This is a genomic window from Nocardia sp. NPDC001965 (assembly GCF_053594175.1).
In genome coordinates this window covers 602,524-613,301 of record NZ_JBSFDZ010000001.1, presented here as the reverse complement: position 1 = coordinate 613,301, position 10,778 = coordinate 602,524, and the positions used below count along the sequence as shown (strand labels likewise).

10 protein-coding genes and 2 pseudogenes are annotated in these 10,778 nt (G+C 69.4%); 8 read left to right on the top strand and 4 right to left on the bottom strand.

Annotated elements, in window-relative coordinates; translation table 11 throughout:
• Positions 1–85: 85 nt before the first annotated feature.
• Together ACWCPQ_RS02790 and ACWCPQ_RS02785 are read right to left on the bottom strand one after the other, a co-directional pair.
• Entirely contained in the window at positions 86–517 is a 432-nt protein-coding gene (locus tag ACWCPQ_RS02790) for a YbaB/EbfC family nucleoid-associated protein (RefSeq protein ID WP_449893935.1), read from the bottom strand.
• 18 nt (positions 518–535) lie between these two features.
• Entirely contained in the window at positions 536–2,251 is a 1,716-nt protein-coding gene (locus ACWCPQ_RS02785; RefSeq protein WP_449893934.1) for a hypothetical protein, read from the bottom strand.
• Between the two features lie 223 nt (positions 2,252–2,474).
• Here ACWCPQ_RS02785 and ACWCPQ_RS02780 point away from each other — a divergent pair, with 223 nt between their 5' ends.
• The 3 genes from ACWCPQ_RS02780 to ACWCPQ_RS02770 all read left to right on the top strand — a co-directional run bounded on the left by ACWCPQ_RS02780 (position 2,475) and on the right by ACWCPQ_RS02770 (position 4,979).
• Positions 2,475–3,536, top strand: coding sequence for an enoyl-CoA hydratase/isomerase family protein (locus ACWCPQ_RS02780; RefSeq protein WP_449893932.1), 1,062 nt, complete (start codon positions 2,475–2,477; stop codon positions 3,534–3,536).
• A gap of 332 nt (positions 3,537–3,868) precedes the next feature.
• Positions 3,869–4,609, top strand: coding sequence for a FadR/GntR family transcriptional regulator (locus tag ACWCPQ_RS02775; RefSeq protein WP_449893931.1), 741 nt, complete (start codon positions 3,869–3,871; stop codon positions 4,607–4,609).
• A 178-nt stretch (positions 4,610–4,787) separates the two neighbouring features.
• Positions 4,788–4,979: a hypothetical protein gene (locus tag ACWCPQ_RS02770; RefSeq protein WP_449894407.1), complete on the top strand. Its 192-nt coding sequence runs from the start codon at positions 4,788–4,790 to the stop codon at positions 4,977–4,979.
• 157 nt (positions 4,980–5,136) lie between these two features.
• On the opposite strand, the gene ACWCPQ_RS02765 is transcribed toward ACWCPQ_RS02770, so the two are convergent.
• Both ACWCPQ_RS02765 and ACWCPQ_RS02760 read right to left on the bottom strand, forming a co-directional pair.
• Positions 5,137–6,528, bottom strand: a complete 1,392-nt coding sequence (locus ACWCPQ_RS02765; RefSeq protein ID WP_449893929.1) for an amidohydrolase family protein — start codon at positions 6,526–6,528, stop codon at positions 5,137–5,139.
• Positions 6,525–7,733, bottom strand: a complete 1,209-nt coding sequence (locus tag ACWCPQ_RS02760; protein WP_449893927.1) for a CoA transferase — start codon at positions 7,731–7,733, stop codon at positions 6,525–6,527. The genes ACWCPQ_RS02765 and ACWCPQ_RS02760 overlap by 4 nt, the downstream gene beginning before the upstream one ends.
• A gap of 186 nt (positions 7,734–7,919) precedes the next feature.
• On the opposite strand from ACWCPQ_RS02760, the pseudogene ACWCPQ_RS02755 reads away from it, so the two are divergent.
• The 5 genes and pseudogenes from ACWCPQ_RS02755 to ACWCPQ_RS02735 form a co-directional block, all read left to right on the top strand.
• Positions 7,920–8,224, top strand: a pseudogene (locus tag ACWCPQ_RS02755) (acyl-CoA dehydrogenase family protein); the annotation flags it as partial.
• 45 nt (positions 8,225–8,269) lie between these two features.
• Positions 8,270–9,088, top strand: coding sequence for an acyl-CoA dehydrogenase family protein (locus ACWCPQ_RS02750; RefSeq protein ID WP_449894405.1), 819 nt, complete (start codon positions 8,270–8,272; stop codon positions 9,086–9,088).
• Positions 9,089–9,109: 21 nt separating this feature from the next.
• A pseudogene (locus tag ACWCPQ_RS02745) lies at positions 9,110–9,575 on the top strand (thiolase family protein); the annotation flags it as partial.
• Complete coding sequence (locus tag ACWCPQ_RS02740) at positions 9,566–9,730, top strand: hypothetical protein (RefSeq protein WP_449894429.1); 165 nt, start codon at positions 9,566–9,568, stop codon at positions 9,728–9,730. The pseudogene ACWCPQ_RS02745 and the gene ACWCPQ_RS02740, both read left to right, overlap by 10 nt.
• A gap of 138 nt (positions 9,731–9,868) precedes the next feature.
• Positions 9,869–10,684, top strand: a complete 816-nt coding sequence (locus tag ACWCPQ_RS02735) for a DUF1206 domain-containing protein (protein ID WP_449893925.1) — start codon at positions 9,869–9,871, stop codon at positions 10,682–10,684.
• The last annotated feature ends 94 nt before the right edge of the window (positions 10,685–10,778 follow it).

The window sequence follows — 10,778 nt, the reverse complement described above, 5'->3', positions numbered from 1 at the left end:
TCGGAAACCACTCGGAAGGGTCATTCTTGCTCGACCGGAAAGATTTTCCACCAATGGGAACGATGTCGGCCCTCGGTCGGCCGGGTCAGTCTGCCCGGCTCTGGTCGCCGCGCAGATAGGCGCGGATACCGTCCAGGCCGGGGGTCCCGGGCATGATGTCCGGTTGATCGGCCAAATCCGGGGATTCGGCCGTCGCGGCCTCGATCAGCGATCGATGTTCTTCACGGAGGTCCCGAACCGCGGCCTGTACCGTGTCGACGATGGATCGGGCGAGCGCCTCGGGTGATCTGCGGAGTGCGGCGGCGGTCAGCTTCAGTTCCGTGAGGACACCGCCGGAGTCGACTGTCACCTCCACCGCTCGGTCCGGCGAGCAGGCCTGCATTCGTAGCGCTTCCACCTGCCGGTAGGTCTCGGCCATCCGGTCGTGCTCCCGCTCGTAGGTATCGAGCAGTCGCTCGACCTGACCGCGCAAGCCGTTGTCGGCGGACAGCAGCGTCTCTCGGTTGCCCCGATCCATGATTCGATCCTCCCCCGATCAGCGATGATGAGAAGCCGGTGGGGTGGAGTCGGGCGATGCCGTCTGCGCCAGCGCGACCAGTAGGCGGTGCAGAACTTTCGCCGGTGCGCTCGCACTGTCACCGTGTAGTTCGACAGTGGCGAAGGCGACCGCCAGCGCCCGGCCGGGCGAGAAGATCTGCTGGTCGAAGCACTGGTCGCCCAGCTGGGCGCGCCATCGTCTGTATCCACCGACGATCCGGCCCAGATTGTCGCCCTGCGCGCCGGTGATGCGCAGGTATTCGGTGATGAGCGCGCGTTGCGCTTCCGCGCGGGCGCGCAGGTTGCCGGCGAGGTCCAGTACCCGGCCCAGTTCCAGCAGCATCGTCGTGTACATCGGTCGCTGCTCGGGAGCGGTGTCCGCGGGCTCGGTCGTTATCCCGGCGCGTCCGGCGAAACCGCCCGGATCGGCAACCGAGTCCCGGGACAACAGAATCCAGAGCTCCGGCGCATGCCCCGAATGCGCGGCCGGTGTGACACCGCGGTTCTCGACGTGCGAAGGCGGGCCGTCGTCACTGATCTCTATGCCGTGCAGCGGGATCGAGTACTCGGGCAGGACGGTATCGACGGCATCGGCGATCTCCTGGGCCGTCTGTTCGGCGATTCCGGTGGTTTCGAATCCAGCGACGACGAGGCCGTGTGCTGCCGCCATCTCGCGCAGGATGCGCATGGCCTCGGCATCGGGCTGTGGTCCCGCGGGCGGGGAAACCTGTTTCCCGCGGGCGGCCGGGGTGCGGTTCTTCTCCTCGTCACCCTGCCCGGGCCGGCCGGGTGGGCGGGCGTGGGTGCGCGGTGGGGAAACCCGCGGCGGTACCGGGTTCTCCGCAGGAGCGGGGGTCGTCGCGGCGCCGGATCGCGGTGGGCCCGAATCGGTGCGGGCCGGGGCTGCTGCTGCTCCGTTTCCTTGAACGGCTCGAACGGGGACGGCCGGAGTCGAGTTCGCCGAGGGCTGCGACGGCGCCGCTCCCGCGCGCGTCGGTGCGGCCGGAGCGCCGGGTCCGGCCGCGGTCGGAACAGGCGTACCGGACGGGGGGACAGTCGATGTGGGGACAGATGGGGGGACAGCGGAGGGTGGTGGTTCTCCATTGGTGTCCGCACCAGGTCCGGAGTCCGGGGCGGCGTTGTCACCCGATCCCGGCTGCTGTTGTTCCGGTTGCGATGTGGTGTCCGGCACGTGATCGCTCACTGCCGAGGTCGTGGCCTCCCCGGCCGGCGACCGGACCGCCGCACCCGCTGTCGGAGCATCGGACCCACCACCTGCTGCCGAGCTCGACCACGGTTGCCCAGCGGATCCGGCCGGATCGGTCGGGTGGTTCGTTGCCGGTGCTGATACCGAGTCGACCGGGCCGGCCGAACCGTCGGCCGTGGTGTTCGGCTGGGCCGGGTTCGCGGCGCGGATCTGCACACCCCCCTGATTGTCCTGCTGTTCGAACAGGTCGGCGGTGTCGCGGATCCCGGAACCCATGGTGCGGAGGCCGGCCACCAGGTTCTCGAACCCTTCGAGGCTCTGCTTCGCTGCCGGAACGTAGGTCGAGGCGAAGGTCTCACCGGGTTTGTCGCCACCCCAGCTGTCGCCCTCGCGGATACGGATCGCGATGAGCTCGGCCAGGATTTCCGTGAGCTCGGTGGCGACAGCATCCAGTTGCGCTGCGGAGGCGCGCATCTCCGCCGGGTCGAGCCACAGTGGCTCGCTCACTCGGTGCCCCCGTGGTCGAGTCCGAGCCGCATCGGGACGACTGGGTGGTCCGGCATCGACCCCTCTTCTCGTACGGCGCTCCTCCCCTCAGTGTGCACGATCGAGACCGGCCCCGCCGCCGCGTTGTTCCAGGACCTGGGAACGCGGCGCTGTGCGCCGGGTGACCGGTTCGGCGACTGTCATGCCCTGCTACCTTCCGAGACAGGAAGGCAGGACGGTGGAAATGGACGTGCGAACCCACACCGCGGCAGAGGTGGCCGACGGCGTTTTCGTCGAATCGGCCCTGGACCCGGGCTCGCTGCTGGAACCCGTACTGATCGTCGACCTGGACGGTGCCGACGCGGCGACCGCGCGGGCGGCCGCCGCACTGCCGGCGGCCTACGGCGGGCTCGCGGTGGGTATCTGCTCCGGTCCGGTTGCTCCCGATCTCGCACCCCTGTGCGCCGCGCTGGACCTGACGTACGCCACGGCGAGCGGCCCGGCGGACCGCTGTGTCGTGGCGGTCGAGGACGCCGGTCGCGCGGTGGACGAATTCCTTGCCGGCGTGCGTCGTAACCCGCAGGCTTCGTCCATCGCCGGGCAGGTCCTGCGCACAGCGGAGCCCTTGGCGGTGTCCGCCGCGATCGATGTGGAATCGCTGGCGTATTCCACCTTGCAGGGGGGTGCCGAGTTCGGCGGCTGGCTCGCCGGACGGCGGCGACTGGGCCGGCCGCTACCACCTTCGCCGGCGACGGCACCTGTCGTGTTGTCGGCCGAGGGGGATACCCTGCGAATCACTCTCGATCGCCCGGAGCGCCGTAACGCCTACGGCACAGCACTGCGCGACGCTCTGGTCGAAGCGCTGCGCATGGCGCTGCTCGCCGATTCCTTCACCCGGATCGTCCTCGACGGCACCGGTCCGTCGTTCTGCGCCGGGGGCGACCTGGACGAGTTCGGGCACACTCCGGACACCGCGACCGCCCACCTGATCCGCACCCGTGGGGGAGCGGCACGGTTGATGGCCCGGCTCGCGGACCGCGTCGAGGTCCGGTTGCACGGACACTGTGTAGGAGCAGGGATCGAGATCTCCGCTTTCGCCGGCCGGGTCGTGGCCGCGCCGGATACGGTGATCCGGTTACCCGAGGTGGCGATGGGGTTGATCCCCGGTGCCGGCGGGACGGTGAGTGTGCCGCGGCGTATCGGTCGCTGGCGGGCCCTGCACCTGTTCGTGACCGGTGCGGCACTGTCCGCGGACCGGGCGCTGGAATGGGGATTGGTGGACGAGATCGCCGATCCGCGCGGCTGAGCGGGTGGCGGAGCCACCGGCCCACGATGCGGCAGCCGGCCCCTGCGGCGGATTCGGGGCACCGTCCGGCTCCTGTGCCGCCGTGGCCGAGACCGTTCGCGGACCGTCGGCTGTTCACCGCTTCGGTGGAACTGCGCGTGATTCGCGCATCGAGCCCGGGCATTCCGGAGCGGGGTCCGCTCCGGAAGCGCTCGCGCAGTCCGTGTCCGGACCCGGGTTCGTTCGAAATGGTATTCACCCCTCGAACGAGGTAAACATAATCATAGATTGTCGGGACTCGAACTCCAGTGGGTGCGGGGGAGCGGCGGCCTTACCGTATGGAGGTACGTGTAGTGGGACAGCCAGGGCTTCGTCCGCAGAAGACAGCGATGCTGGTCGCGCAGCGGATCGTCGAGGGCATCAACAAACGGGGCAACAAGGTCGGCGACAAGTTGCCGCCCGAGCGGGTGATGCTCGAGGATTACGGTATCGGCCGCGGAACACTGCGCGAGTCGCTGCGCTTCCTGGAGTTGCAGGGTGTCATCGCGCTCAAACCCGGGCCGGGTGGTGGTCCGATCGTGCAGCAGCCCGACGGTGTGGGGTTGGCGACGGCCATCACCCTGCTGTTGCAGTTCGAAAACGCACCTTTCCGGACGATCGTCGAAGCCCGCACCGCCCTCGAACCGATGATGGCCGAACTCGCTGCCGACCGGATCAGTGAGGAACAGCTCGCCCGGCTGCAGTACTCGGTCGACACCATGCGCGAAAATCTCGACGACGAAGAGGTTTTCGTCGAGATGAGCCGTGTCTTCCACGACACCATCGCCCAGGGTTCGGGCAATGCGCTGTTCGGCTGTCTCATCCACGCGCTACTGGACATGCTCGACGGTTCGGCGGTGGGAATGGAGTACCCGCAACGTCATCGCGCCGCCACCTGCGATATCCACGACAAAATCTATCGTGCGGTCGCCGCCGGTGATGCCGCCGCGGCGCTGACGGCGATGGAAGAGCATATCGACGCGATCCGGCGTTACGGGGAGAAGCACTTTCCCGAGGTGCTGGATGCGCCGATCGCCTGGGGCACCCGCGGCTGATCGGCGCGATCACCGGTGTCCCGATCCGGCGAGCGGCGGGGGCGTCGTACAGGAACCGGGCCGTGCGCTCCCGTCGTTACCGATGATCACCACCACCACCACCACCACCGGCGCCGCCGAGGCCGCGCTGTAGTCGGCCCTCGCCTGTGCCGGACAACGCGTCCAGTTCAACCGTCCCATCGGATCGTTCCAGGCCGTCGAGCACAAATACGCGGATATGGCTGTCGCCGTCGGCGCCGCCCAGGTCGCCGTCGCTCTGCGCGGCCGAGGACGGCGAGGAGTTCTCCCGGCTCGCGGTGACGGCGAAGGCGTAGGCGGCCGAATGCCCGAGTCTGGGTGCGGTGCTGAACATCCGGATCCACGGCGGTAGCGGGTTCACCTGGGCGGCGGACCCGCACCTGTACTTCCGGCGAGCGAAGGCGGTCGAACCGCTTTTCGGCGATCACGCGCACCCATGCGGAGCTGCCGGCCGAACTCGTCGGGATCTGACCGGTAGGTGACCCGAGCGGTCGCGGGCCGCCCACCACCTAACGGTCGAACACCACGCGGCCGCCGATGACGGTCGTACACACTGCCTCGGCTGCCGGGTGCTCGAGCATCCGGTCGATCGGACGGTCCAGCAGCACGAGATCGGCGGCCGTGCCCGGCGTGACCACGCGGGCTCGGCCGCCCGGATCGTGCAGTGGCGCGAGAAAGCGCCCGAGTGCGTCCGGTGCCCGGAGAGTTTCCTCCGGGCCGATGATGCGGCCGCCGGGTGCGCGCCGGGTTACCGCGTCGGCGATGATCCGCCAGGGGTCGAGTGGACCGTACGGAGCGTCGCTGGACAGCGCCGAGCCCACCCCGGCTTCGATCAGGCTGCGGCAACGGTAGAGATCGGGCAGGTCCGCCGGGTCGACACGGTCGAGATAGTCGTCACCGCGTGCGCCGATGAACCCGGGCTGGGTCACCACGGTGATCCCGAGGCGCCGTAGTACCGCGACCGATTCGCCCGGGACGATCGCACCGTGTTCGATCCGGTCACCGGGAACACTGCCCGCCTCGTCGAAGGCGGCCAGCAGGATGAGCAGGGCCTCCCGGCTGACACAGTGCACCGCTACCGGGCGGCCGAGTTCGTGCGCGGCGCGGATGGTGGACACGAGTGTGTCGATCTCGGGAAATCCGGAATCGGCCAGGACGATCTTGTACGCCCCGGCGGTGACGCCCGCGCCGCACTGCGCCCCGAGCGGAACACCCAGCAGGTTCAGCCGCTGGGGCACGGTGCCGGACTCCGCGGCAGCGATCAGGGCGGTGCGCGAGGAATCGGCGAGATCCGGTGTGGCATCGGTGATGCCGGTGATTCCGTAGCGGGCCAGTCGGGCCGCGATATCGGTGAGATCGGGCGGACCGGTGTCGGGCAGCCGGGATCTGAGCCAGGAGTCCGCGCGCCAGAGTCGCCCCGTGGCACGGCCCGCGGTATCGCGTTCGATACCCGGGTCCGCCGCGGTATCGAGGCCGACCCGGCGGGCTGCCGCCGAATTGAGTATCCACAGGGCACCACTGCGGTGCTGGACGCGTACCGGACGCCGCGCGTGCAACGAATCGAGCGCGGCGGAATCGAGGAGTCCGGCCACGGTCTCGACATAGCCGACTCCGCGGATCCAGTCCTCACCCGGTGCGGTGGCCAGCGCATGCGCGAGATCGGCGGCGGTGCGCACCCGGGGCGGACCGCAGCGCACCGAGGCCGCGTCGGCGGCCGACGCGTGCAAGTGCAGATGATGATCGTGCAGGCCGGGCAGCAGGGCTCCGCCCTCGGCGTCGCGGACCGGGAGCCCGCTCGCGGGCAGATCGGTCCCGACCGCCGCGATCCGGCCCGCGCGGATCAGGACATCGGTACCCGGACTGCCGGATACCTCGGCGTCGCGGATCAGCAGGCTCGTCATCGGAGGCGCACACCGAGTTCGGCGAGTACCGCACCGGTGTCCCGGCCACTGCCGGGTGCCACGCCGCCGGCGGCCCGGCGGCTCGGTGCGCTCACTCGTGATTCGTCGATCGGGGCGGTGACCGCCGATCCGGGATCGAGCGTCGCCGCCACGACCGACGACATGGCGATATCCCATAACCGGCCGGAGCCGTCGGCGGGCGCCGACATCGCCAGGACCGCCGCGGTCAGGCCGGTCAGCGGATCGGCGATCGCGTCTCCGACGAATACCGGGACGCCACGGGATCGGGCGACCAGGCCGGCGGTCGCCGCGATATCGTCCCCGAAGCCGATCCGGTTCGAGGATCGCCCATGGGCGGTGATCGAAATCCAGGTACCACCGGCGGCGGCGAATGCCGCGGCGTCCAGACCGAATCCGGCCAGGGCGCGTGGTCGCGACGCCTCGATCACGATATCGGCGGATGCGACCAGTTCGCTCAGGGCGCGGCGCTGGCGGGGTGCTTCCGGGTCGAGGACCACGGATTGGTGGCCACCGTGGAGTAGTTCGTAGAAATCGGCTTCGCCCCGGCGGGCGCCGTCGGGCCGGGTGGGTGTCTCCACTTTGATCACGCGCGCTCCCGCCAGGCCGAGCAAGTGCGCGCAGAGCGGGCCCGCCCACAATGCGCTGAAATCCACGACGCGCAATCCGTGCACCGGCCGTGGTCGCAGCGGTTGCGGGGGTTCCGCCGAGACGGGCGCGAGCGGGCCCGCCGCCAGACCCAGGAGATCCGCGCGTTCGGTGAGCTCGGCACCGGTATGGGTGCGTAGCCAGTCCGTGACGCCGGGCCAGGGGTCGTCGGTGGCGTCGCGGGAGATGAGCGCGGCGAGCAGTACCGGATCATCGGGGCGGGCACAGCTGACCGCGGCCCAGCCGTCGGCAGTGGGCAGCAGTCGACAGTGGCGTCCGGCCGAGCGGGTGCCGCCGCGGCGCAGGCCGGTGAAAGCCGCGCGTTCGGAGAGGAGGCGGGCGCCGTCGAGGTGGACCCGGCCGCCGGTGATCGCCGTGATCCGGTCGGTGTGCCGGCGGGCGACGGTGGCCGCCGCGCCGGGCGGTATCAGGGCCGGGCCGTCGGGAAAGCCGGTGAGCGCGGGTATCCCGCTCTCGGCCCAGTCGAGCACCCGGTGTGCGGTCGCACTCGGGGTGCGCGCTCCGGCGGTGTCGGACACGGCGCTGATGTTACCTCCCACTAATAATCATGCGCATAGATCTCGCCGAGGTCGTAATCCGGACGCATGATCGGCATCATCGAGTGAGCCGTCTCATTTTTCTCGCAACGGTTCCGGCTCGGATCTGCCGGTGCGTTTCCGGAGCGGCGGCTTCCGATCCACGGGCTCGGCCGGGCCCGCGACACGGTGAGGACATCGCGCGTGAGCTATTACCTGAACGACGAGGAAGCGCTCCTGGTGCGGACGGTGCGTGAGTTCATCGATCGGGAGGTGAAACCGTCGGTGCGGGAGGTCGAGCACGCCGACACCTACCCCGAGAACTGGATCGAACAGATGAAGCGGATCGGCTTTACGGTCTGGCCGTTCCGGAGGAATACGGGGGCACCCCCGTCTCGATGCCCTGCTGTGTCCAGGTCACCGAGGAACTCGCCCGTGGCTGGATGTCGCTGTCCGGGGCCATGGGTGGTCATACCGTCGTCGCGAAACTGATCGGTCTGTTCGGTACCGCCGAACAGAAGCAGCGTTATCTGCCGCCGATGGCGACCGGGGAGATCCGCGCCGCCATGGCACTCACCGAACCAGGGGGTGGCTCGGATCTGCAGGCCATGACCACCGCCGCCGAACGCGAAGGCGACGATCTCGTGATCAACGGCGCCGAGACCTGGATCACCAACGCGCGGCGCGCGGGCGTCATCGCGCTGCTGTGCAAAACCGACCCCGGCGCGACCCCGCGTCACCGGGGAATATCGATCGTCCTGGTCGAACACGGTCCCGGCCTCACCGTCTCGCGTGAACTCCCCGAACTCGGCTACCAGGGTGTCGAGAGCTGCGAACCGTCCTTCGACAATTACCGGATCCCGGCGGACGCGGTCCTCGGCGGCACACCCGGAAAGGGCTTCGGGCAGATGATGAAAGGCCTGGAGACCGGCCGGATCCAGGCGGCCGCCCGGGTACTCGGCGTCGCCGCGGCCGCGCTCGAGGATTCGCTCGCCTACGCACAGCAGCGGGAAAGCTTCGGCCGGCCGATCTGGCAGCACCAGTCGGTCGGTAACTATCTGGCGGATATGGCCACGAAACTGACCGCGGCCCGTCAGCTCACCCGGCACGCGGCCGAGATGTACGACCGCGGCCAACGATGCGATATGGAGGCCGGGATGGCCGAACTGTACGCCTCGGAGGTGGCCATGGAGGTCGCCCTGAACGCGGTCCGCATCCACGGCGGCTACGGCTATTCCACCGAATACGATGTGGAGCGCTACTTCCGGGACGCCCCGCTGATGATCGTCGGCGAGGGAACCAACGAGATCCAGCGCAATGTGATCGCCGCGCAACTGGTCGCGCGGGGTGGGCTGTGAGCGGCCGGGCGGGAGCAGCGGATCGTGCGGGTGTTCCAGACTGCGGTCGGCTGCTCGGCGGTGCGCTGCGGGAGGTCCACGCGGCGACCCTCGCGACCGCGGTTCTGAAGGAGACGGTGGCACGCTCCGGAATCGAGCCCGAGCGGATCGACCGGGTCGTCGTGTGCAGTCCTACGCCGGCTCGGAGGCGCCGTGCATCGGCCGCTGGGCGGCTCTGGACGCGGGACTGCCGTTGTCGGTGTGCAGACCGACCGGCGTTGCGGGTTCGGGCCGCAGGCGCTGGTCACCGCGGTGACGATGGTGCAGTGCGGAGCCGCCGAGGTCGTGGTGGATGGGGGTGGAGTCGATGAGCACCGTCGAGCACCACACGACCGGCGCCCGATGGGGCGCGCGCCGGCGGTTTGCCGCTGTTCGACCGGCTCGACCGGGCCGGGAGCGTTCGCAGCCGGACCGGCGGTTCGGTGTCCGATCAGCGGAATGGTCGAGATGTCGGGGCGGGCGCTGCTGACGATGTGCATCGGCAGTCAGGGGATGGCGGCCGCGGTGAGCTCCGCCACAGGGCCGCCGGAGCGGTGGCGCTGTTGCGCCACCGATCGCGAGCGCCGTAACCGTTTCGCCGCCCTGTCCCCGGGTATCTGCTGAACGTTACGTTCACTCGAGGAGGCGCGGTAGCGAATACGGTAGCGCGAGAACTGGTTTCGGTTCGTCGTTGAACCGGAGGAGTTTATCGCGCGGTTCCGTGCTGCCCCGTCGCGCGCCTCCGGTACGAAGAGAGGCCAGATGATCGAGGTTTCTACATCCGGACCGAAATCCGCGGTGAACCGAGTTACCCGCAGCCGTGTTTTCGAGCGCTTCGCCCGGGCCGGTTTCGTGATGGCGGGGGTTGTGCACCTGCTGATCGGCTATCTCGCGGTGCGGATCGCTTTCGGTGGTGGCGGCAGCACCGACCAGTCCGGCGCCATGGCCGAGCTGGCCGCCAAACCCGGCGGTGTTCCCGCCCTTGTCTTCGGTATCGCGGCTTTCGTCTTCATGGCGTTGTGGCGGCTCACCGAGGCGGCGCTGGGATCGCGGGACAGCGACGCCGAGGACCGGTCATCGGATCTGTTCCATCGCGGCAAGGCCCTCGCCGTAGCCCTGGTCTACTTCGGATACGCCCTCACCGCGTTCAGTTTCGTCCGTGGCAACGGTAAATCCAGCGGTGGCCAGAACGCCGGACTGTCGGCGCGGCTGATGGAGAGCACCGGGGGCAAGGTCGTTCTCGTCGTCGCGGGCCTGGTGATCATCGCCGTCGGCGGATACCACATCTACAAGGGCGCGACCCGGAAGTTCCTCGAGAAACTGCACACCCACACCGGCCTCGTACGCAAGCTGGGAACGGTCGGATACCTCAGCAAGGGCTCGGCCATCGCAGGTGTCGGTGTACTCGTGATCGTGGCGGTGAACCAATCCGACCCGGGTAAGGCCAGCGGCCTCGACGCCGCGCTGAAAACCTTGGGTGGCCAGCCGTTCGGACCTGTGCTGCTGGTGGCGGCCGGGCTCGGGATAGCCGCCTACGGGCTCTACGATCTGGCCTGCGCACGCTACGCGAAGATGTGAGCCGGCGGCGCCCGGCCGGCCGCGTCGCTCCCACCTGTCGCGCACCCGCCTCTCGGGCGGGCGCGACGGGTGGGATCCGGTGCTGACCACCACA

What these genes read in the sequence shown, in the direction of transcription:
- ACWCPQ_RS02790 (WP_449893935.1), bottom strand. Translation starts at nt 517, where the DNA reads ATGGATCGGGGCAACCGAGAGACGCTGCTGTCCGCCGACAACGGCTTG.
- ACWCPQ_RS02780 (WP_449893932.1), top strand. Translation starts at nt 2,475, where the DNA reads ATGGACGTGCGAACCCACACCGCGGCAGAGGTGGCCGACGGCGTTTTC.
- ACWCPQ_RS02765 (WP_449893929.1), bottom strand. Translation starts at nt 6,528, where the DNA reads ATGACGAGCCTGCTGATCCGCGACGCCGAGGTATCCGGCAGTCCGGGT.
- ACWCPQ_RS02750 (WP_449894405.1), top strand. Translation starts at nt 8,270, where the DNA reads ATGGCGACCGGGGAGATCCGCGCCGCCATGGCACTCACCGAACCAGGG.
- ACWCPQ_RS02740 (WP_449894429.1), top strand. Translation starts at nt 9,566, where the DNA reads ATGGTCGAGATGTCGGGGCGGGCGCTGCTGACGATGTGCATCGGCAGT.
- ACWCPQ_RS02735 (WP_449893925.1), top strand. Translation starts at nt 9,869, where the DNA reads ATGATCGAGGTTTCTACATCCGGACCGAAATCCGCGGTGAACCGAGTT.